The 22,409-nt window shown below is 35.6% G+C and carries 26 protein-coding genes; 5 read left to right on the top strand and 21 right to left on the bottom strand.

Annotated elements, in window-relative coordinates; translation table 11 throughout:
* Positions 1-13: 13 nt before the first annotated feature.
* The 6 genes from lpxA to ACMAZA_RS05105 form a co-directional block, all read right to left on the bottom strand.
* Complete coding sequence (gene lpxA, locus ACMAZA_RS05130) at positions 14-811, bottom strand: acyl-ACP--UDP-N-acetylglucosamine O-acyltransferase (RefSeq protein ID WP_435187588.1); 798 nt, start codon at positions 809-811, stop codon at positions 14-16.
* 2 nt (positions 812-813) lie between these two features.
* Positions 814-1,260 (bottom strand): 3-hydroxyacyl-ACP dehydratase FabZ, encoded by a 447-nt coding sequence (fabZ, locus tag ACMAZA_RS05125; RefSeq protein WP_435187586.1) that lies wholly within the window; start codon positions 1,258-1,260, stop codon positions 814-816.
* 4 nt (positions 1,261-1,264) lie between these two features.
* A complete protein-coding gene (gene lpxD, locus ACMAZA_RS05120) occupies positions 1,265-2,260 on the bottom strand; it encodes a UDP-3-O-(3-hydroxymyristoyl)glucosamine N-acyltransferase (RefSeq protein ID WP_435187584.1) in 996 nt (331 codons plus the stop codon).
* On the bottom strand, positions 2,257-2,748 hold the full coding sequence (locus tag ACMAZA_RS05115; protein ID WP_435187582.1) for an OmpH family outer membrane protein: 492 nt from the start codon (positions 2,746-2,748) through the stop codon (positions 2,257-2,259). Before ACMAZA_RS05115 ends, lpxD begins: the two co-directional genes overlap by 4 nt.
* Positions 2,749-2,755: 7 nt before the next feature.
* Entirely contained in the window at positions 2,756-5,071 is a 2,316-nt protein-coding gene (gene bamA / locus ACMAZA_RS05110; RefSeq protein ID WP_435187580.1) for an outer membrane protein assembly factor BamA, read from the bottom strand.
* Positions 5,072-5,210: 139 nt separating this feature from the next.
* Entirely contained in the window at positions 5,211-5,579 is a 369-nt protein-coding gene (locus ACMAZA_RS05105; protein WP_435187579.1) for a gamma-butyrobetaine hydroxylase-like domain-containing protein, read from the bottom strand.
* Between the two features lie 83 nt (positions 5,580-5,662).
* Between ACMAZA_RS05105 and dapF the strand changes: the two genes are divergently transcribed.
* Complete coding sequence (gene dapF, locus ACMAZA_RS05100) at positions 5,663-6,481, top strand: diaminopimelate epimerase (RefSeq protein WP_435187577.1); 819 nt, start codon at positions 5,663-5,665, stop codon at positions 6,479-6,481.
* On the opposite strand, the gene ACMAZA_RS05095 is transcribed toward dapF, so the two are convergent.
* The 8 genes from ACMAZA_RS05095 to ACMAZA_RS05060 form a co-directional block, all read right to left on the bottom strand.
* The gene (locus ACMAZA_RS05095) at positions 6,478-7,281 is read right to left on the bottom strand and encodes a symmetrical bis(5'-nucleosyl)-tetraphosphatase (RefSeq protein ID WP_435187575.1); all 804 of its coding nucleotides are present in this window, start codon (positions 7,279-7,281) and stop codon (positions 6,478-6,480) included. The genes dapF and ACMAZA_RS05095 overlap by 4 nt on opposite strands.
* 9 nt (positions 7,282-7,290) lie before the next feature.
* A complete protein-coding gene (gene apaG / locus ACMAZA_RS05090; protein ID WP_435187573.1) occupies positions 7,291-7,668 on the bottom strand; it encodes a Co2+/Mg2+ efflux protein ApaG in 378 nt (125 codons plus the stop codon).
* Positions 7,640-8,401, bottom strand: coding sequence for a 16S rRNA (adenine(1518)-N(6)/adenine(1519)-N(6))-dimethyltransferase RsmA (gene rsmA, locus ACMAZA_RS05085; protein WP_435187571.1), 762 nt, complete (start codon positions 8,399-8,401; stop codon positions 7,640-7,642). Before rsmA ends, apaG begins: the two co-directional genes overlap by 29 nt.
* Entirely contained in the window at positions 8,385-9,347 is a 963-nt protein-coding gene (gene pdxA, locus ACMAZA_RS05080) for a 4-hydroxythreonine-4-phosphate dehydrogenase PdxA (RefSeq protein WP_435187569.1), read from the bottom strand. The genes rsmA and pdxA overlap by 17 nt, the downstream gene beginning before the upstream one ends.
* A 10-nt stretch (positions 9,348-9,357) precedes the next feature.
* On the bottom strand, positions 9,358-9,741 hold the full coding sequence (locus ACMAZA_RS05075; RefSeq protein ID WP_435187567.1) for a DUF2177 family protein: 384 nt from the start codon (positions 9,739-9,741) through the stop codon (positions 9,358-9,360).
* Between the two features lie 65 nt (positions 9,742-9,806).
* On the bottom strand, positions 9,807-10,754 hold the full coding sequence (lipA, locus tag ACMAZA_RS05070; RefSeq protein WP_435187565.1) for a lipoyl synthase: 948 nt from the start codon (positions 10,752-10,754) through the stop codon (positions 9,807-9,809).
* A complete protein-coding gene (lipB, locus tag ACMAZA_RS05065) occupies positions 10,738-11,349 on the bottom strand; it encodes a lipoyl(octanoyl) transferase LipB (RefSeq protein WP_435187563.1) in 612 nt (203 codons plus the stop codon). Before lipB ends, lipA begins: the two co-directional genes overlap by 17 nt.
* A gap of 6 nt (positions 11,350-11,355) precedes the next feature.
* Entirely contained in the window at positions 11,356-11,625 is a 270-nt protein-coding gene (locus ACMAZA_RS05060) for a YbeD family protein (protein ID WP_435187561.1), read from the bottom strand.
* A 79-nt stretch (positions 11,626-11,704) separates the two neighbouring features.
* Between ACMAZA_RS05060 and ACMAZA_RS05055 the strand changes: the two genes are divergently transcribed.
* From ACMAZA_RS05055 to mnmH, 4 genes are all read left to right on the top strand, one after another.
* Complete coding sequence (locus ACMAZA_RS05055) at positions 11,705-12,022, top strand: rhodanese-like domain-containing protein (protein WP_435187559.1); 318 nt, start codon at positions 11,705-11,707, stop codon at positions 12,020-12,022.
* Between the two features lie 61 nt (positions 12,023-12,083).
* A complete protein-coding gene (locus ACMAZA_RS05050; RefSeq protein ID WP_435187558.1) occupies positions 12,084-12,737 on the top strand; it encodes a dUTP diphosphatase in 654 nt (217 codons plus the stop codon).
* 5 nt (positions 12,738-12,742) lie between these two features.
* On the top strand, positions 12,743-13,783 hold the full coding sequence (gene selD / locus ACMAZA_RS05045) for a selenide, water dikinase SelD (protein ID WP_435187556.1): 1,041 nt from the start codon (positions 12,743-12,745) through the stop codon (positions 13,781-13,783).
* On the top strand, positions 13,780-14,874 hold the full coding sequence (gene mnmH, locus ACMAZA_RS05040) for a tRNA 2-selenouridine(34) synthase MnmH (protein WP_435187554.1): 1,095 nt from the start codon (positions 13,780-13,782) through the stop codon (positions 14,872-14,874). The genes selD and mnmH overlap by 4 nt, the downstream gene beginning before the upstream one ends.
* On the opposite strand, the gene ACMAZA_RS05035 is transcribed toward mnmH, so the two are convergent.
* The 7 genes from ACMAZA_RS05035 to ACMAZA_RS05005 all read right to left on the bottom strand — a co-directional run bounded on the left by ACMAZA_RS05035 (position 14,864) and on the right by ACMAZA_RS05005 (position 22,408).
* Complete coding sequence (locus tag ACMAZA_RS05035; protein WP_435187552.1) at positions 14,864-15,127, bottom strand: 2Fe-2S iron-sulfur cluster-binding protein; 264 nt, start codon at positions 15,125-15,127, stop codon at positions 14,864-14,866. The two genes, mnmH and ACMAZA_RS05035, sit on opposite strands and share 11 nt — an antisense overlap.
* 14 nt (positions 15,128-15,141) lie before the next feature.
* Entirely contained in the window at positions 15,142-16,278 is a 1,137-nt protein-coding gene (gene nrdB / locus ACMAZA_RS05030) for a class Ia ribonucleoside-diphosphate reductase subunit beta (protein WP_435187550.1), read from the bottom strand.
* A 13-nt stretch (positions 16,279-16,291) separates the two neighbouring features.
* Positions 16,292-18,607 (bottom strand): class 1a ribonucleoside-diphosphate reductase subunit alpha, encoded by a 2,316-nt coding sequence (gene nrdA, locus ACMAZA_RS05025; RefSeq protein ID WP_435187548.1) that lies wholly within the window; start codon positions 18,605-18,607, stop codon positions 16,292-16,294.
* Between the two features lie 165 nt (positions 18,608-18,772).
* Positions 18,773-19,642, bottom strand: a complete 870-nt coding sequence (locus tag ACMAZA_RS05020) for a DMT family transporter (protein WP_435187546.1) — start codon at positions 19,640-19,642, stop codon at positions 18,773-18,775.
* A 350-nt stretch (positions 19,643-19,992) separates the two neighbouring features.
* Positions 19,993-20,397 (bottom strand): Fic family protein, encoded by a 405-nt coding sequence (locus ACMAZA_RS05015; protein ID WP_435187544.1) that lies wholly within the window; start codon positions 20,395-20,397, stop codon positions 19,993-19,995.
* 100 nt (positions 20,398-20,497) lie between these two features.
* Entirely contained in the window at positions 20,498-21,247 is a 750-nt protein-coding gene (locus ACMAZA_RS05010) for an amino acid ABC transporter ATP-binding protein (protein WP_435187542.1), read from the bottom strand.
* Between the two features lie 12 nt (positions 21,248-21,259).
* Positions 21,260-22,408, bottom strand: coding sequence for an amino acid ABC transporter permease (locus ACMAZA_RS05005; protein WP_435187540.1), 1,149 nt, complete (start codon positions 22,406-22,408; stop codon positions 21,260-21,262).
* Between the last annotated feature and the right edge of the window lies 1 nt (position 22,409).

Here is a 22,409-nt window from a genome sequence, read left to right as displayed (position 1 = left end):
TAATTGAAATTATCTACTCATCTACTGGGCCACGCATAATGCCCACTCTTGAATTTCGAATACATTTAACAAATTGCATTACCTCAGCGCTATCAGATTCTGATGCTTCAAGCTCCTTCAGAGCCTGATCTAGCAGCCTACCTTGAGAGTCTCTATAAACCACTTTAAATGCACGTTTAATCGAAGAGATTGAGCTGGCACTGAAACCTCTTCGTTTTAAGCCTACTGTATTAATACTTCTAATTCTTGGGTTAATGCCAGCGGCAACCATATAGTCCGGTATATCTTTATTGATTTGACATCCCATTGCCGCATAGGCATGTCTTCCGATACTGCAAAACTGTTTAACTAAAACAAAACCATTCAATATGGCCCAGTCAGATATTCTTACGTGTCCTGCAAGTGAGGCATTATTTGACATAATGATGTGGTCACCTAGCTGACAATCATGAGCAATATGAACATAAGACATAAGCATGTTGTTGGAACCAATTCGAGTTAAAGAGTTCTCCTTTTCAGTGCCTCTATTGATTGTGCAAAACTCTCTTATAAGGTTGTCATCACCAATAACAAGATTACTCTCTTGACCATCCTGGTAGGTAATGTCTTGTGGGTCACCTCCAATTGAAGCAAAAGAGTAAATGTGGTTATTTTTGCCGATCTTTGTTGGTCCTTCAATGACTGCATGAGAGTCAACGACGGTTCCTGGACCAATTTCAACGTTTGCACCAATCATCGCATAGGCTGCAATAACTGCACTTTTGTGAATCTTAGCGCTTTCATGAACTATCGCCGATGGATCAATAGACATGGTTAGCTATCCGCCTTTTTTTGGGTGCATAAAATATCAGCAGAAGTCACAAGTTCGCCTTCTACTTTGGCAGTGCAGCTAAACTTCCACATTCCACGCTTAACTGTAATAACTTCAGCATAAATTTCAAGCTGATCACCAGGTTCAACGATTCTTTTGAAGCGAACTTTATCAACACCAACTAGCATATAAATCTGCCCAATTTCAGGGCGACCCACTTCTGATTTAAATGCCAATATACCTGTTGCCTGCGCCATTGCTTCAATAATAAGGACTCCTGGCATAATGGGCTGTTCAGGAAAGTGACCAGTAAATTGGGGCTCATTAAAAGAGATATTTTTAATGGCAGTTAAATTCTTTCCTGATTCAAAGCTGATTACCCTGTCAATGAGTAAAAAAGGGTAGCGATGGGGAAGAAAGTTCTTTACCTCGTTAATATTCATTTCCATAAGTTTACCTAATGTTTTTCAATTTAATCTTCAGGAAGCTGGCAATTTTATCAAGTTTTGATACCCACATTCCGACCTTTTTCCATTCTGAGTGAAGCATGATAGGCATAAAACCAGTGTAAATACCAGGTTTTGAAATATTACGATTCACCGTACTTGTTGCATTAATGATAACATCGTCGGTAATGTTTAGATGGCCCACAATCCCTACAGCGCCACCAATCATGCATCGTTTACCAATCTTTGTTGATCCAGCAATACCAGTTTTTGCTGCAATAGCCGTATCCTCCCCAATAATCACATTGTGGGCAATATGTATCAGGTTGTCAATCTTTACACCATCATGAATTTCGGTATTTGACATTGACCCTCGGTCAATAGTTGAATTGGCACCAATTGATACATTGTTTCCAATGGATACATTTCCCAAATGAGCTATAGCGCTCCATTTTTTATTGTTTCTTGCATTTCCAAAACCTTCTGAACCTATTACAGCTCCGGGAGAAATGATGCAATTATCTCCAATAATACTGCCATGTTGAATTGTAACGTTTGACTCAATCAGACAACCTTGACCAATACTGGTGTCGTCTTCTATAACACAATTGTGATGAATGATTGTTTCAGCACCAATCTCAACATTTTTTCCAATTAAAGAGCTTGAAGCAATTTTGGTATTTGGATAACTGACTTCATTTCCAAAAGTTAAATTATTAATATCTTGAGTTTGTTTAAATTTATGAGAAAGTAGTGAATATGCTAGATAAACATTTTTAACGATAATTACATTAGTTTTACAGTGCTCTTTAAGCTCCTGGTTAACTATAATAGCCCCAGCTTGAGATTTAATCATAGCATCCTTGTACTTTTCACTGACGGCATATGAAATCTGATTTAGGTCTGCATTTACTAGAGAATTGAGTCCATAGATTTCTTTAGTATTGTCACCTTCAATTGAGCCATCAATCAAATTAGCTATTTCTTGTAGTGTAAGTTTCATAGTTTTTCAATTTCATCAATTATTTCTTTTGATATGTCTACCTTATCACTTACAAAAGCTATATTTTCATAAAGAATGAGATCATAATTCTCTCTCTTTGCATATTCATTAATCGTTTGATTTACAAGAATTTCAATTTCTTTAAGTAAATCAATTTTTTTATTATTCATGGTATTTTGCCAAAACTCCGTTTCCTTCCTAAAGCTTTGCTCTAAGTTTGAAAGTTTTGCTAAATCATCCTCAATAGATTTGTTTGAATCAGATTTTAGAATTTCATCAATTTTTGTTCTAACTAATTCAATATGATTATATAAATCTAATAGCTCTTGTTTCTTAGGTTCAAATTCACTTGAAATTTCATCAATGCTTGTTTTGTATTGAGATAAGCTAGTTACTACTTGATTAGTATCAATAAAGCCAATTTTGATATTTTCAGCATTGGTCGAAAAGCACAGAAAACAAAAAAAAAGTATTACTAAAACCTTCATAGAGGCATTAGAAGCCAGTTCCTAATGAGAAACCAAAGTCTTCAATAATGTCACCATCTTTTTTAAGAATTGGTGTAGAAATAAATGCTCCAATAGAACCAATTGGGCTTAAATAAGCAAATCCAAGACCAGTAGACATTCTTAAATCATCAAGCTTAATATTTGAGCTTTTTTCAAAAATATTACCTGCATCAATAAAAGCACTCATTCTCATTTTTTCATTATTGTCAAAAAAGAACGCTGGCGTAATTAAGTTGGCACTGCCAAGTATTGAAATTTCACCACCTTTAGCTTTACCATTGGGGTACAGAGGGCCCAATGTTTTGTTACCAAAGCCTCTGACAGAGCCACTACCTCCTCCGAAATGCCTTTTGTGAAATGGCAATTCTTCGTCACTATAACCTTTAGATAAATTAATATTACCTGTAAACTTTAAAGTGACAGTATCATTTAAAGGTCTATAGCTCTTATGATCAGCATTCACATTGAAGTATTTGTAATCTCCAGGTGGAATGGAAACGCTTGCTGATAATGAGTTGTTTACACCATTAGTTGGATAAAGGTAATCATTTAGTGTATTTCTACTCCAATTAGTGTTAACCTTAAATTCATCTCTTTCCTTGTTGGAACACTGACTAGATTCATATCCAGAGCCAGAGAAAAGTGTGCTGCATTTGATTTCATTATTAGAGTATTCAAATTCAGTATTGATTCTTGAATCATTACTTAGCGGAATTCCATAGCCTAAAGAAAATCCAGTTGTATCAATTTCGTATGAATCCGTAGCTATATCATCATCATTGATTTCACTTTTAAAAGCCCCTACGCTAACACTGTGGCCCTGATCATTATAATTAGGATTCATAAAGTAAAAACTAACCCTGTTGTAGGATTCAGAAACATTTAGGTTAGCGTTTAGAGTATTTCCTGAGCCAAAAATATTTTTCTCTTCAATGCCTGCACCAAAAGAAATACCATAATTGTTGCTATGCGAAACTGAAAAACTAACTGAGCCAGTTTGAGTTTCTTCAACTTCAAAACTTATATCAATTTTATCAGGCATGCCTTTAACCTCAGATGTGGCAATCTGTACATCAGAGAAATAGCCAAGCCTTCTTAATTTATTTAATGAATTTCTGAGAATACTCCTTGAGTACAAACCACCTTCAGATATGCCAATTTCTCTTCTAACTACCTCATCTTGAGTGCGAGTATTGCCTGAAATAGAAATACGGTTTATATAAACCTTTTTATTTAATGAAATATCAAAATTAATATTTACAGAATTTAAAAACTCAGAGGTAATAGGGTTAATGTTCACAAAAGCATAACCTTTGTCAGCAAACATATCAGTTAATATTTGAATATCTTTAATGACTAAATTACGATTAAAAACATCTCCCTCATTCATACTGATGGCATTTTCTAAAACTTCAATACCAATAACTTCTGTCTCACCTTCAAAAGTGATTTTTCCTAATTGATACTGTATGCCTTCAGAAATATTAATATCAATTGAAATTTTTTCTTTATTATCATTTAGTTTGGAGTCTATATTGAGAATTTGAAAGTCCAAGTAGCCCGAATCAAAATAGGCATTAGTCATTAAGTCTATTCCTTGCTTGAATTCGGTCTCGGTAAATAAATCTTTATTTGTGAAGTAATTCATTATGAACATGTCAGCTTCACCAATTTTGAATAATTTTAATAATGATGCCTCAGAAAGTTTCTCAGCACCTGAGATTTTAAAACTCTCAATTTTAACTCTATCACCTTGTTGGATAGAGAGATCTATTCCAGCACGGTTTTGTGGGTCAACAACAACATTAGGGCTGATTTTCGCATTGTAATAGCCAGATTCTGCATACTTTGATTCAAGCATAAGAATAAAATTATCAAGCTTTCTTTGAGTATATGGATTTCCAGCAGAAAGCATATTGCTGATAAGTTCTTCGTCAAGGAGGTCTTTAGTCATTAGCATTTTTTCGCCTTTAAGCCAATTTGTAAAGCCTGAGCCTGAGTCTAGACTAATATCAAAGTACTTAATTATTGGATTTTCTTTTAGAGTTATATTTAAGCTATTTTCATTATTAGAGATAGTTATGTCAGAAAAAAGCCCAGTTTCAAAGAGCGACTCTATAATGCCATCGCTTAAATCACTCGTATATTCTTGGCCAGCTTTAAAAGGAATTAATTGCAAAAGAGATTCTTCAGGTGCATTATTTAGTCCAATAAAATTAATTTTGCTAATTGGGTTTGAGAAGGACTGTGAAGTAAAAAAGAAGAAAAGAAGGGTAAATAGAAGTCTTAATATATTTTTCATTTTTTCACCTATAGTAGCTAATTTTTTTAATCCAAAAAAACCATAAATACAATTAACTGAAGAAGTTTATGTGCATTTTAACAAAATAAATTCATTAGTTGTTGAACTAACAATAAATAATACTCTTTCGATAATAAATTTAAATCGAAACTTCATGGAAGTTTTGCTTGTTTACATTGTTTTTTTCTACGCGGTCACAGTAATCTTTCCAAAGCTCTTCTTTGTCTTTACCTAGGTGATGAAGATAACTCCAAGAATAAATACCAGTAGTGTGACCATCACTAAAATGAATTGCTACCGCATAGTTTCCCATTGGCACAAGAGAACTGATAGTAACGTCTTGTTTATTTAATTGAAGAGTTTCCTGGCCAGGACCATGTCCTCTAACTTCTGCTGATGGTGAATAAACTCTCAAGTATTCACTGCTAAGAGTAAAATCATTTTTTTCAAATGATACTGTGAGTAGTTTTTTATCTTTGCTTAATGTTATATTTGTTGGAGGTGTCATTTAGAGTTCAGATTTATTGGTTTGATGAATTTTAACATATCAGTAATTAGATAAAGCCATACACTAAAGGTTAAAATGTTCTAATGATTAATTTTACAAAAATGCATGGACTAGGTAATGACTTTGTTGTTATGAATAACATAGATGGAGACATTTCTTTATCTATTGATGAAATTCGTAAACTTTCAGACCGTCGCTTTGGTATTGGCTTTGATCAATTATTGATGGTTGAAAGCGCAATCTCTAAAGAGGCTGATTTCCGCTACGTAATATTTAATGCTGATGGTTCAGAAGTGAGTCAATGCGGTAATGGAGCAAGATGCTTTGCGCTCTATATTCAAAAGAAAAATCTTTCATACAAGAACACCTTGACCGTTGAAACAAATGCTGGCGTATTGAATCTAAATATTAATACTGATGACTCAGTGACTGTTAACATGGGGATTCCAAACTTTGAACCTTCAAAAATACCGTTAAACTTTGAAAATGAGTCATCAGAGTATTTGGTTGAAGAACTTAAAGTCGGCTCTTTGTCGATTGGAAATCCACACGCTGTCGTAATTCAGGATGAAATCAAAGATATTGAGCAAGCTGCCTCAAAGATTCAGTCCAGTGACGCTTTTCCAGAAGGAGTGAATGTTGGCTTTATGCAGATAATAAATAGAGAAGAAATCAAGTTAAGAGTGGTTGAAAGAGGAGTTGGTGAAACGCTTGCATGTGGCTCTGGAGCATGCGCTGCAGTAATTTATGGTATCAAGCGAGGGCATCTTGATTCTAAGGTAATTGTCCATCTAAATGGCGGTGATGCAGTCGTTGAATTTGATGGAGATAGGGTTTTTTTGACAGGTCCTGGTGAATTTGTTTATGAGGGCTCTGTAAATCTAAGGAGCGGCTCTTCTTAGGATTCTAAGGATTGCTGAGAGATAATTTCATTTTTGGTTAAATTATAGGCAGAAAGCCTCCCTCCCCAGATGCAGCCATGATCCATAGGATAAATATTTTTCGTTTTTACATTTTGAAGTGTGGACCAGTGACCAAAAAAAATCTTGTGATTTTCCATCTCTCTTTTTGAGTGAAGAAACCATGCCCTATAGCCTTTAGGATTTTTGTCAGTATTAAGCTTGTGATTAAATTCAAGCTCACCATTTTCTTTGCAAAAACGCATACGCATTAGGGCGTTTATAGCGTAGCGTGATTTTTCTTCATTTGAGTGATCTTCATCCCAAATATAAGGACTATCTCCATACATCTTAGATAAAAAAATAGGGGCATCTGCTGACTGAAGATTCTTTTCAACTAATTTACTATTCTCTAAAACATCAGTCATACCCCATTTCGGTGGAGCACCAGCATGAACAAGCAGGGCGTTTTTATAATCTATTGCAAGCGGCCTTTGAAGAAGATAGTCAAGCATTACAACTTTATCAGGGGCCGATAGTATGTCTTGAAATGTATCTTTTTTGTTTGGGTTTCTTTCTGTTAGAGCGCAAACAAGAAGATGAAAATCATGGTTCCCTAAAACCATTTTCATGTTGTCTCTATTTGAGTAGATTAATCTCAGAACATCAAGGGAATTACTTCCTCGATTAACAACGTCTCCAAGAAAATAAATGCGATCCTTATCAGGGTTAAACTTAATTTTAGTGAGTAAAGCTACTAGAGTTTTAAAGCAACCCTGGACGTCACCAATTGCATAATCCATCGGGTTTGATCAATGCAGAGTTCGAGGCTCACTCAGAGTAAATTCTGGGATATCTGCATCGAATCTGTGACCTAAGTCACTAATCATTCCATAAGAGCCTTTCATAGTGCCAGTTTCAGTATTAATGATTGCTCCTGAGCTATACTGAAAACTCTCACCAGGGGAAAGATGAGGCTGTTGACCAATGACTCCTTCTCCAATAACCTCTTCAGTTTGGCCAGACTCATCTTGAATAAGCCAACGCCTAGTTCTTAGTTGGGCTCCTACGTCGCCCTGATTGGTTATTGTAATAGTATAGGCATAAGCATATTGCTTGTTAATTATGTCTGATTGATCAGACAGATAGGTGACCTCGACATTAATTTCTATATTGTTTTTCATAATCATTCATCAGGGTTACAAAATTATCAAGACTTAGCATCTCGGCTCGCTGCGATAAATCAATATTGGTTTGTGATTGATCAAGCACAGATTTTAAACAATTTTTTAATGTTTTTCTTCTTTGAGAAAAGGCTAATTTAACTATTTCTTCAAGTGGCTTTAGATCTTGCACTAAAGGCCTGCTTTTTGTTTTCAAATAAAGTATAGCAGATTCGATTTTAGGCTGAGGATTGAAAGACTCTTTTGGCACAATAAACATGAGTTCGGTGTCAAAGAAAGCCTGAATTACAACACTAAGCCTTCCATATGTCTTGTTTCCTGGTGGGGCCACAATGCGCTCAACAACTTCTTTTTGAAGCATAAATGTCATGTCAATTATATTTTCTCTATAGTTCAGTAGATGAAATAGCAAAGGTGATGAAATATTGTAAGGCAGGTTACCAACAATTCTTATTTTTTTTGAAAAGTGATTAAAGTTAAATTCTAGAGCGTCAGCATTAAAAATAGTAATTTTTGTATTGTTTTGAGAGCTCAGAATTGAAATTAAATCACGATCGATTTCAATCACGTTAAGATTATTGAGATATTCAGCAAGTGGAAAAGTCAAGGCGCCTTTTCCTGGGCCTATTTCAACAATACTATCATCACTTTTTGGAGCTATAGTAGAGATAATTTGATTTATAACTTGATCATCAATCAGAAAGTTCTGACCAAATCTCTTTCTAGGCGTGTGAGCCATTTTTACTAATTTTTTCAAAAAAAGATAACGCACAGTAAAAGCTGCCTAAATCAATTTTGCCTGTTCCAGCTAGCTCAAGCGCAGTCCCATGATCTACAGAGGTGCGAATAAATGGAAGACCAAGAGTAATATTGGCAGCATTTTTAAAGCCTTTTGCTTTAAGAACAGGCAGGCCTTGGTCGTGATACATAGCAAGAACAACATCGATATTCTCTAAAGAATCAGGGGTAAAGGCTGTATCAGCAGGAACTGGTCCAATGAGGCTAAAGCCATTTTGATTCAAATAATCAATCACAGGGCCAATTGTTGTAATTTCCTCATCTCCAAGATATCCATTTTCACCTGCATGAGGGTTAAGTCCGCAAACCAAAATATTTGGTTTTTTAGTGCCAAAAAATTCAAAGTCATTATTGATAATTGAAATCACCTCAATAAGAGATTCTCTGGTAATGTTTTTAGGGACGTCTTTCAGTGCAAGGTGAGTTGTTGCAAGAGCAACCTTGAGGCCTGAAGTTGCCAACACCATCACAGTTTTAGAGCTTTTTGATAGTTCTGCAAAATATTCAGTGTGGCCACTAAATTCAATCCCAGCGTCATTAATAACTGATTTGTTAATTGGGCCAGTCAGAATACCTTTTGAGCGATTTTCTAAACTGTGTTTAGTGGCTTTCTTTAAGAGTGACAGTACATATTCAGCATTGTCTGGATTAAGTTTTCCGGGCATTACTTTATGTGAGGTTTTTACAGGAAAGATTGACAATTCGCCTGAGCTCCTTGTTGGGTTTTCAGTTAAAGTGAGAGGCAATTTTAGAATTTTAGCTCGATTTATTAAGACATCAGGATCGCAATAAACTTGCAGATTTTCAGTTCTTTCTTTCTGTGCATAGATGACAGCAATGTCTGGACCAATTCCAGACGGTTCGCCAGAGGTATATGCAATAGACATAAAGTAATTTTTAGTTAATTTTATTGATAGTGAATACGGTTAAAGCAGCCACAGATCCTGAAAGAAACATGCCCCAAAGAATGTCAGCAATGACCAGCTTTAAGCTAAAAATATTCATAGATGCATAAACAGTTAAATCATAGGTTCCATAGGTCACTAGACCAAAAAAAGCACCAATTAAAAAGACGTTAAAAAGGGTATTGCTCTGGTTAGGATTAATTACAAAAAAGATTAGGCCGAGCAAGAAAACAACATAGAAAATAAGGGCTGGTGGAACTTTGAGCTCCATTAGTGAGCCAACCTCCTGCTTGTACATCGGCGTTGCTACAAAATAAATCCAAAAAACGTCAATAATGAAAAAGAATAGAAGGGCGATAAAGAAAGTTTTAATCATAACGTTTGGCTGCCTTTTTATTTTTGTTGAAGAATATTTTATCTATGATACTTTAAAAGTTTGATTTAATTTACTAGCTCACCCTCAGCTTGAAGATCAGCGTGGTAAGAAGATCTAACCATTGGACCGCTAGCAACTTGAGAAAAGCCTAGATCAATCGCAATCATCTTATATTTTTCAAACTGTTCAGGAGTGATGTATTCTTCAACTGCAAGGTGGTGTCGACTGGGCTGTAAATACTGCCCTAGAGTTAGCATATCTACTTGATGTCCTCTAAGATCTTTAAGCACATTAATGACCTGAGTATTCGTCTCACCAACCCCAAGCATCAGTCCAGATTTAGTTTTGACATGTGGGTGCCTCTCTTTGAAGCTTTTGAGCAAATCAAGTGACTGCTCATAATCTGAGCCCGGTCTCACCTTAGGGTAAAGGCTCGGAACAGTCTCTAAATTATGATTAAAAACATCTGGCGCACAATCATCAAAAATGTTGAGTGCTTTATCTACTCGACCTCTGAAATCAGGGGTCAATACCTCAATTTTTACAAGAGGAGTTTTTTTTCTAATGTTGTCGATGCAGTCTTTAAAGTGGCTTGCCCCTCCATCTCTCAAATCGTCCCTGTCAACAGAAGTTATGACGACATACTTTAGGGCCATTTTTGCAATTGTATCTGCCAAGTGTCCAGGTTCATTTTTATCTAAAGGCTTCGGCCGGCCATGAGCTACGTCACAAAAAGGACATCTTCGAGTGCAGATTTGACCCATAATCATAAAGGTTGCAGTTCCATGATTAAAGCACTCGCTCAGGTTGGGACACTGCGCCTCTTCACAGACTGTAAAAAGGTCTTGACTTCTGAGTGTTTTTTTTAATTCATTGACCTTGCTTGAATTTGCGTGCCTAATTCGTATCCAGTTGGGTTTCTTTATTGGTTTTCTCTCTGAATCAGGCCTAATCTTGAGTCGACTAACCTTAGACTCGCCTTTAAGGGCCTTTATTTCAACTTCTTGAGACATATTTAGTGAGATTTTTAGTTAATTGTTTTTTAATTTTATCTAAATCAGGTTTATTATCCGTGAGATTAGACATTTGGGTTATCTTTAAATCCTTGTATCCACAGGGGTTAATAAGGCTATAGGGTGAAAGATTCATGTCGACATTTAGACTGAGACCGTGATAGGTTTTGCCACGCTTGATCTTTAGCCCCAGTGCGGCAATTTTAGATCCATCCACATACACCCCTGGCGCGCCAGGAATCTTATGAGACGAGATTGAGTAATCGCTCAATAGATCTATAATGGACTTCTCAATAATACTCACCATTTGTTTGACTCCGATACCGAGTCTTTTAATATCAATCAAGCAATAAACTATCAATTGACCAGGGCCATGATAGGTAATTTGACCACCTCTGTCCGACTTAATGACCTCTATCTCAGTATCTTTGAGTAGATGCTCTGGCTTTCCACTGAGCCCTTGAGTGAAAACGCTCCTATGCTCTAGAGTCCATAACTCATCTTCAGTATGATTGTTTCTTTTCTCAGTGAAAGAGAGCATCTCCTGCCAAGTTGAGTTGTAATCTTGAAGACCCTTTTCTTTTATTTTCATCATCAGGATTTATAAAAGGTAAGACACTAGAGGGGACTTTTGAAGATCGGCGTTTATTGAGTCTAATTGTTGGCGACTAGTCGCAATAATTCTAATGGTTATCGAAATATATTTCCCTTTAGAGCTATTCTTGATTGAAACTTGATTTTTGTGAAGTTTCCCCACATAGTTTTCTATGATTGAGCAGACTGATTCTTCGATTTTGGGTTGATTTAAACCGAAAACTTTTATTGGGTATTCGCAGGGGAATTTGAAGATGTCGTCATTACTTTTACTCACAAACTAAATTTTACCCATTAAACTTACTCATTAGCAATTGTTAATAATAAAATACAGTTTTTAATAACGAATTTAGAAGATGTTAGAAGACCTTAATCCTCAAGAATTTCAAGACAATTTAACCAAAGATGGCAATACACTGATTGATGTCAGAGAAAAATGGGAGCTCGACATCTGCAAAATTGAGGGCGCGGTCAATATGCCTATGAGCTCGATTATGGAAACATTTTCTGAATTAAATCCAGAATCAAGTTATTCCATCTATTGTCATCATGGAATGCGCTCGATGCAGGTGGCAAACTTCCTGTTATCTAATGGCTTTCAATCTCTTTTTAACCTTCGAGGTGGAATAGATGCCTGGTCCAGAGAGATAGATGACTCTGTTGAAAGATATTAAGTTCTGTTTCTGGTTTTTATATTATCTCTATAATTTTGAATTTCTCTAAAAAAATAATCAAATGAATCAAATTGAACAAATGTTTGCCCTCCAAAAGCAGTTAAATGACCAGACCAATGGGGAAATTTGGATAACAGGAGTCACAAAAGAGAATAGAAAAATTTCATGGTATAGAGGCATCTATATGGAGGTTGCTGAGGCCATTGACTCCTTTAATTGGAAACATTGGAAAAATATTAATGATCAGCCAGATTGGAATAACATCAAAGTTGAATTGGTTGATATTTGGCATTTTATTATGTCTGAGTCCATTCGAATTGATGACCAGACCTATGCAAATAAGCATCTTGAGATAACTACAAAGGGAGACTTTGATAGTGATATCTTGGTTTCATTGCTCGAAAACATGCTCCAATTATCAGTCACCTCAAACATTAATCCAGAACTCAATAATATCAGGAAAATTACAGATCTCTTTTTTGAAATTATTTCTCATTTGGGTATTGATGTTGAAGATTTATATAAGCGATATGTTGTCAAGAATCAATTAAATACTTTCAGACAAAAAAATGGTTATAAAGATGGAACTTATAGAAAGAATTGGGGTGGCGTTGAAGATAATGTAGTTGCTTTTAAAATTATGGATAACAACCCTAGAATCTCTCCTGAAGACTTATACAGCGAACTTAGTTCTGAGTACTCAAACCTTAAATAAACCTGATGAGTATTAATGATATTAAATTAACTGAATTTAGCCATGGTGCTGGCTGTGGATGCAAAATATCTCCTAAAGTTTTAAAAGAGATTCTAGGAAGTAGTTATGAAAACTTAGATTCAAAACTGTTGGTAGGACATGAGTCGAGTGATGATGCTGCTGTCTATGACCTTGGAGATGGAAGGGCTCTGATCAGTACTACAGATTTCTTTATGCCAATCGTTGATGACCCCTTTCATTTTGGAATGATAGCTGGCAGTAATGCGCTAAGTGATGTATATGCAATGGGTGGAAAGCCGCTCATGGCGATCTCAATATTTGGATGGCCCATAAATATGCTTTCGGCTGAAATTGGAGCTAAAGTAATCGATGGAGGCCGAGAAATCTGCTCACGCGCAGGCATTTCTCTTGCTGGAGGGCATAGTATTGATTCTCCAGAACCGATTTTTGGTCTATCGGTTTCTGGCATAGTTGAAATAAAAAATCTTAAAAAAAATATTGGTGCCCAGCCCGGTGACTCATTATTCTTGACTAAACCACTAGGAATAGGGGTTCTATCCACCGCACAAAAAAAGAAAGTTGTCACACAAAGTGATCATAATCGTGCAGTAAATCAGATGTGTTCACTAAATGATATCGGCCCCAAGCTTTCCACTAATAGTTTCGTAAATGCGGTCACAGACGTTACAGGTTTTGGCTTGGCGGGACACCTTTTGGAGGTTTGCAAAGGGAGTGAAGTGTCTGCTGAGATTTATTTTGAAAGCTTACCTTTATTACCTAACATCCTTAAATATATTGAAAATGACTGTGTTCCAGGGGGCACTGATAGAAACTTTGAGAGTTATGGTAGTCATCTGGGCGAATTATCAGAAATTGAAAAATCTATTGTTTGTGATCCTCAGACCAGTGGTGGGCTTCTTGTTTCAGTTTCTGGCGAAGGCTTGAAAGACTTTTATGACCTTATGAGATCTAATTCTTTTGATCTCAAACCTATTGGAAAAATTTTAGATCGTTCAGATGAAAATAAAACTATTGTCATTAAATGAATCGTTTAAAAGAAATCGATAATTTTTCAGAAATCTTTAAATCAAATATTCCATTACTTGATGTAAGGGCGCCAATAGAGTTCAAAGAAGGCTCGTTTCCTCATGCTTATAACTATCCAATTATGAGTGATAGTGAAAGGCATCAAATTGGTATCTGCTACAAAGAGCATGGTCAAAAGTCTGCAATTAGACTTGGTCATGAGCTGGTCAGTGGAAAAACTAAAGAACAAAGGATTGACAAGTGGTCTAAGTTTGTTAAAAAATACCCAAATGGAGCACTTTTTTGTCTTAGAGGTGGTCTTCGTTCAAAGATATCCCAAGAGTGGATTTATGAGCATTTTGGTGTTTCCTACCCAAGAATTAAAGGAGGATATAAAGCGCTTAGAACTTTTCTTCTGAATGAAATGGAAAGTACTTCTTCCAAAATGAATTTCTTAGTTATTGGAGGCCAAACAGGTTGCGGCAAAACCATTTTGTTAAATAAGTTTGATAACAGTTTGGACCTTGAGGGTTATGCGAATCACAGGGGATCCGCCTTTGGAAACAATGTAACACCGCAGCCAAAGCAAATTGATTTTGAGAACCATCTGATTGTAGACTTGATAAAAAAAGAACACTACGAGAATCTATTGATTGAAGATGAGGGTAACAATATAGGAACAATCTATATTCCTGAAGTGATTAAAGCTAAAGCCAAGGAATCAAAAATTATTATTCTAAGAGCCTCAATTGAAGAGAGAATTCAAATTAGTCTGAAGGCTTATGTAATTGATATGATTAAAAGATTTACCGATCAAGACCCAATAAATGGTGCTGATAATTTTTCAAACTACTGGCTTGGCAGTCTTTTCAAAATCAAGAAAAGACTTGGCGGGGCGCGCTACAATTTGCTGTTGGATCAGTTAAATATTGCGCTTAAAAATCATAAAGAGAACAATGAGTTAAGTGGCTTTTTTCCACTGATTGAGTCTCTCCTTGTTGATTACTATGACCCTATGTATGACTTTCAAATTAGCAATAAAAAACAAAGAGTTATATATGAAGGTAACTTCCAAGAGGTTACGAATTTTTTGAAGGAATTTAAATCTTAGTTGTTATCTCAATGTCTGAGACTGGTCTCGATTGACATGCCAGGATTTCCCCTTGAGATAAGGGCACTAGACACTCCTGATGAATCACATCTCCCTTGACGAGTTTTAAAATGCAACTACCGCAATGCCCCTGTCTACAGCTATGATTGACCAGTACATTGTTGGCTTCGAGTTCGCTCAGAATAGAGGCTTCACCATACACATAGAGTGACTCTGTTTTACCGTTAATATTATCAACATCAATCTTGAACATTTGACGCTAAGCAACTAGAGCTTAAAATCACTAAAATCTTCGTCTTCAGAATCAATAGTATTGTCGATAGCACTCACCAGATAAGAGGTAATTTCAGTTTCTTGTGGAGCAACTTGAACGTTATCTGAATCAAGCCAATGATTCAGCCATGGTAGCGGGTTAGTAGTCTGTTCAAATATTGGCTGCATATTTAATGCAGACATACGAATATTTGTAATATATTCAAGATATTGCTTTAAGATTTGAGCATTCAAACCAATCATTGAGCCATCTTTAAACAGGTATTCAGCCCATTCCTTCTCTTGCTCTGCTGCATCTTTAAACATTTGAATAACTTCTGCTTCGCACTCAATAGCGATTGCTTGCATATCAGGATCATCCTTACCATCACGCATCAAATTGAGCATATGCTGAGTACCAGTCAGGTGCAGCGCTTCATCTCTAGCAATTAGCTTAATAATCTTAGCATTACCCTCCATCACTTTTCTTTCTGCAAATGCAAACGAACAGGCAAAGCTAACATAGAAGCGGATTGCTTCTAGTATGTTGACAGACATTAAAGTTAAATAAAGTAATCTCTTGAGAGAGTACATATTGATGGTGAGAATTTTTCCATCAATTTTATGCTCACCCTCACCATTTAAAAGGTAAGCTTGAGTATGTTTGATTAACTTATCGTAGTGCTTGGAAACGCTTGTAGCTCTCTGAATAATTTCTTCAGTTTTCATAATTTCATCAAAAACAACACCAGGCTCATTAACAATAGCCCTAATAATATGGGTATATGAGCGAGAATGAATTGTTTCTGAGAAAGCCCAAGTCTCAACCCAATTTTCTAGCTCAGGCAGAGATACAATCGGGAGAAAAGCAATATTAGGCGATCGGCCTTGCACAGAATCTAATAAAATCTGATATTGCAGGTTTGAAACAAAGATATGCTTTTCATTTGGCAGTAGTTTTCCAAAATCAATCTTATCTTTTGATACATCAATTTCTTCTGGTCTCCAAAAGAATGAAAGCTGTTTTTCAGTTAGCTTTTCAAACATTTCAAATTTCTGCTGATCAAAGCGAGCAACATTCACTGAGTCACCAAAGAACATAGGCTCTTTGAGAGTGTCATTTATTTCTTGATTAAATATACTATAGGCCATAATTAGTTACAAATTAAAGTTTACAAACTCCATCTTCACAATCATCATCCCCTTTCTTATCAACGCTCTGATCATCGCTAGCTCCATCTCTCGTTGTATGGTAATAAAGTGTTTTGATGCCATACTTATAAGCCTTGAGAAGGTCCATAAGGAAGAGCTTCATTGGAACTCTATTTCCATCATATTGAGAAGGGTCATAGTGAGTATTAGTCGAAATAGACTGATCAACAAATTTTTGCATAATTGCACACAATTGTAGATAGCCTTCGTTGTCCTTTATATCCCAAAGAAGCTCATATTTTTTATGTAGCTTTTCGTACTCTGGGACTACTTGTTTAAGTATGCCATCTTTGGATTGTTTGACAGATATAAAGCCTCTTGGCGGCTCAATACCGTTAGTAGAATTAGAGATTTGAGACGAGCTTTCGCAAGGCATAAGTGCTGTCAAAGTAGAGTTTCTAAGGCCCTTTTCTTGAATATTTTTTCTCAAAGTATCCCAGTCTAGTTCAAGCTTTGTATCACAAAAATCATCAATATCTTTTTTGTAGCTATCAATTGGCATTATTCCTTTTGCATACTGAGTTTCTGAGAAAAGAGGGCAAGGGCCAAACTCTTGAGCAATCTCATTGGAAGCCTTTAATGAATAATATTGAAGTGCTTCAAAAGTTTTATGGATCAAGTCATTACCTGAGCCGTCTGAATACTTGACATCATTCTTAGCCAAGTAATAAGCTAAGTTAGTTATACCGATGCCCAATGTTCTTCTATTGTTGCTTGTAATTTCAGCAGATTTCAAAGGGTAGTCCTGATAATCTAATAATGAATCTAGCGATCGAACAATAATATCGGTAATATCCTCCAACTCATCGAGACTATCTAGAGCACCTAAGTTTACCGCTGAAAGGGTGCATAAAGCAACCTCGCCAGCATCATCTTGCACGGAATAAAGCGGCTTTGTTGGAAGCGTAATTTCCATACATAGATTGGACTGTTTGATTGGAGCCTGCACAGGGTCGAAAGCGCCATGTGTATTGCAATGATCCACATTTTGAAGATAAATACGACCTGTATTAGCCCTTTCTTTCATAAATAATGCGAATAGTTCACGCGCATTAATACGTTGCTTTCGAATCAAGTCATCTTTCTCGTATTTTTCGTAAAGCTTCTTAAACTTAGGCTGATCTGCGAAAAAAGCATCATAAAGTCCAGGCGCGTCATTTGGAGAGAACAGCGTAATGTATTCATCTTTTAAAAAACGCTCATACATTAAACCATTGAACTGAACACCATAATCTAAATGCCTAATTCTATTTTCGTCAGTTCCTGTGTTGTTCTTTAAGACTAATAGGCTTTCTACCTCTAGATGCCACAGAGGATAGAATAGGGTGGCAGCACCTCCACGAACACCCCCCTGAGAGCATGATTTAACAGCTGTATGGAAGTGTTTAAAGAATGGAATACATCCAGTATGTGTTGCTTCACCTCCCCTAATTGGGCTTCCTAAGGCTCGAATCTTTCCAGCATTGATTCCAATTCCAGCACGTTGTGATACGTATTTAACGATAGCACCTGATGCTGCGCTAATTGAGTCTAAATCATCATCAGTTTCAATTAGCACACAAGACGAGAATTGTCGAGTAGGGGTTCTAACGCCAGCCATAATTGGTGTAGGCAAAGAAATTTTAAAGTTTGATGCTGCATCATAGAAACGCTTAACAATATTTAATCTAGACTTACCCTTGTACTCTTGAAATAAGCACATACCAACGAGCATATAGAGCATTTGAGGAGATTCATGAATTTCACCAGTAACCCGGTTTTGAACCAAATATTTGCCTTCAAGTTGTTTAACCGCTGCGTAAGAGAAGTTCATATCACGCCAGTGATCAATATAATTATCTAGCTCTTTAAATTCAGATTCTTTGTATTTCTTGAGAATGTCCTTGTCATAAATACCTAAATCGGTCAGCTTTTTGACATGATCAATTAGTGGAGGTGGTGTAAAAGATTTAAACGCTTTCTTTCTTAAATGAAAAATCGCTAATCGAGCAGCTAAATATTGATAATCAGGCACATCAGTTGAAATCAAATCTGCAGCAGATTTAATGATGGTTTCATGAATATCTTCAGTCTTGATGCCATCAAAAAAAGCAAGTTGGGCATTAATCTCAACCTGAGATACCGAAATATTTTCGAGATCTTGAGAAGCCCAGTGGACAACACGGTGAATTTTTTCTAAGTCAATTGACTCTTTCGAACCATCTCTTTTGGTTACTAAAATTTCTTGATCGACAGCATTGTCTTTTACTGTCTGTATTTCCTGGTTCAAACCCGACTCCTAAAATTGCACTACATTTAGTGCTTCCGTAGGTAAATATACACTAAATATAGAATATAATTAAATTAGATGCAATTGTAATTTTAAAACCTTATTGGAAATTGAATCTAACCAATTGAAAAAAAAGGAGAATTTAATTAAATTTTTTTTTATTTTTTAGGAATTTTTACGTGAAATAAAAATTCCAGAAATGATAAAAATCAAAGCTATAATATTCTGAATAAGTATCTCTTCTCCGAGCAATATTGCACCAAGAAAAAAAGCAACCACAGGAATTAAATAATTAATATTAGCTAAAAAAGTGGCACCAGCTGAATTAATAATTATGAAATAAATATAAGCCGCAATACCTGTTGGTAAAACTCCCAGCAAGATTATAGAAGATAAGCTAATTAGTGGGATATCATTAAAAGCTATAGATAAAGATTCAGGCCAAATTAGAAAAGAAAATAAAGAAGCTAATATTAAGACACAAGTGCTTGATACAATAGGGTCATAAGAAGTTAATCGTGCAGCAACAATAGTATTTACAGAATAAGAACAAGCAGCAGCCAGAACAAGAAGAATACCAAAGGTAGAGTTAGAACCATTGTTGATAGAGGGGGCAAGTATAAAAAGAACTCCCGAGATACCGAGAATAAAACCAAGGATTTTGTAGACATTGAGCTTATCATTTGGTAGAAAGAAATGAGCTAAAAGTAAAGTAACTAAAGGCATTACTGCCATTAGTAAGCCGGCCATACCAGAAGTAATCGACATTTGACCAGTGGATATAAGCAGGTAGGGCAAGATGTTGCCAATGACAGCATAAAAGCTAAAATGAAACCAGGGACGAATAGAAACAAATAATCGTTTACGATAAATTAAAGAAATAAGCAGCATCGATAAAGCACCTATAGTTAATCTATAAGTAACAACTTGTTCTGGTGAGAAAAATAGTAAAGAACGATCAGTGAGAACAAATGAAGACCCCCAGATCATAATTAAAGAAGCAAGCAGCAGGTAATTTCTTTTGTTATCGGTCATATTAGATTATTGGGACCAAGTAAATAAAGACCCAATAAATAACAAAATAGGGCGGGACTAAGAATTATATTATCCATAGATTAAGGAAAATGAATATAAATCTTGAGTATTATTATTATTTAACATAATATAAATTATACGAATTAAATAATGCTAAAAACTGTTAAAATAGTAGATAAACCTATATAAAACAAGGACTTACATATTGAACTCGAAATTCATTGATTTAGCGACTATTAATGATAGAGCTTAATACTTTGTAGCAAAAATTGAGAAGGTCGCTTAAATCTAAAATTTAAAGTAATACAGTATTTTATGGCTAATAATTAATAGAATTGAGTTTATTAAGGCTAGTCTTTTGATCTTCTTCTTACAAATTTACCTGTAAGTTTGTATTTTTGGCTTGGACTTCTTGGGCTTCCAGGAATTGTAAGTTCTAGAAACCGATGATCAATTAGTGGATTGATAATTGCTGTTTTAAATTTAGATTTATTTGTGCGCTCTAAAATTTTCATTAACTCTAATGCCGAACTTTCTTCTTTACAATTTTTTAGAATTTTAAGATGGTCCCCACTTAGTCCCTTCTTAGTCCCTATATCTTCATTTATGCCTTCAGAATAGTACAAGAATGATAATTGCTCAACCTCATTACCAATCCTTTTGCTTCGTTTAATATCTTTTGTCCAATCGTCTGATGAAGTAACTTTTTCTTGTTTTACTTCTTGTGTAGATTCTTTTTTTAAGAATTTAAACATTTGAGTTAAATGATAATTGACACTAAATTATAAATTAAATCAGAATCTTGTATTAGCGATTCTTTAATTTAACCATTCAAACAAGCTATTAACATATCTTTTAATGCGTTAATATTTGATTTAAGAACAGCTGTAACCTATCTGATTCTGCATTATTAAAGAAATTTTCTGGATCATTTTCTTCGACAATTTGTCCATCGTCCATAAATATAATTCTATTCGCAACTTTTCTTGCAAATCCCATTTCATGTGTCACACAAATCATTGTAATTCCTTCCCTAGCTAGCTCTATCATTACATCTAGAACCTCTGATATCATCTCTGGATCAAGTGCTGAGGTGGGCTCATCAAAAAGCATTATCTTTGGATTCGTACATAGGGATCTTGCTATTGCAACCCTTTGCTGTTGGCCACCACTAAGTTGATTTGGATACTTCTCAGCCTGGTCTTTAATACCCACCCTATCTAGTAGTTTTAACGCCTTCTCTCTGGCCTCTTGCTTTGTTTCATTGTGGACCCATATTGGAGCCAAGGTTAAATTATCTACAATTGTTAGGTGAGGAAACAAATTAAAGTGCTGAAAGACCATGGAGACTTCACTTCTGATCTTTCTAATCTTCTGGGCATCATCTGTCAGCTCTGTTCCTGAGACTAAAATTGACCCTTCTTGGAACTTTTCAAGAAAGTTAACACAGCGTATCAGTGTGGACTTTCCACTTCCTGATGGTCCACATACAACGATTATTTCACCCTCTTTAATATCTAAATTAATATTTTTAAGTGCATGGAAGTCGCCATACCACTTATTTAATTCTGATATTTCAATGATATTTGTTTTTTTACCACTCATATTTAACAACCTTTAGTTTTTGTTTTCCGTATTAAAGCGTAACTCTAATTTCCTTGAATAACGGGACATTGTATATAGTATAGCCCACATAACCATTGTTACAAAGACAAAGCCCTCTGTTTCTCTACCAAGCCAGTATGGGTCATTACTTGTTAGATTAACCATTGCTAACATATCAAATAGTCCAATAATAAGTACAAGTGTTGTATCTTTAAATAATGAAATTGATGATCCAACAATATTAGGTATCGATATTTTCAAAGCTTGAGGCAGGATTATTAGAACATTTTTTTGAAAATAACTCAGCCCTATTGCATCTGCAGCCTCGTATTGCCCCCTAGGGATTGCTTGTAATCCTCCTCTAACAACTTCTGCGAAATATGCGGCCTGAAAAAGTGCTATTCCTATGAGTGCCCGTAAGAGTTTATCAAAATAATTACCTGATTCTAAAAACAGCGGCAAAACAAAAGAAGCCATAAATAGGATTGTAATTAATGGAACTGCTCTAATAAACTCAATAAAAAGAGTTGAAAAGAGTTTAATTACTTTAAGGTTTGACTGTCTTCCAAGCGCCAAAAGAACGCCAATAGGAAAAGAAACGATAATACCAACTGAGGCAATAATCAATGTAAGCAATAAGCCTCCCCATTGATCAGTTGCAACCGGTGTTAATAGTCCAAACCCTCCAGCAATTAAAACATATGAAATGAGTGGGTATAGAATGATTAGAGACAAGGTCACCCTATTCTTGTATTTATAGTTTTTAACAAGTGGAACTATAACAAACAGCAGCCCAGTTAAAGCGAATACCGTGTTAGGTCTCCAGGTCTCTGTTCTTGGATAAAAACCGTAGGTATACATGTATAGCTTTTCATAGATATACGGCCAACAAGCGCCCACCCTTCCGCAATTATCATTTGTTGCCATTTCTTCACTAAACTTTATTTCAAAGCCAAAGAAATTAATAGTACCAAAGCTAAAGCTTGCATCAAATATCATCCAATTCAGCAACGGTGGAATCATGATGTAAAGTAAATAGAGAGAAGCAAAAGTAAGGATAGAATTAATCCAGCTCGAAAAGAGGTTTGTTTTAAGCCAAAGTACAGCCCCAATTTGAGATATTGGCGGCTTCCTAGTTTCTTGTTGATCGAATACTGGCATA

Source organism: Pseudothioglobus sp. nBUS_23, assembly GCF_051201565.1.
Classification (GTDB): domain Bacteria; phylum Pseudomonadota; class Gammaproteobacteria; order PS1; family Pseudothioglobaceae; genus Pseudothioglobus.
Note: the sequence above shows the minus strand (reverse complement) of the source record. Positions and strands in the feature narration are given on the sequence as shown.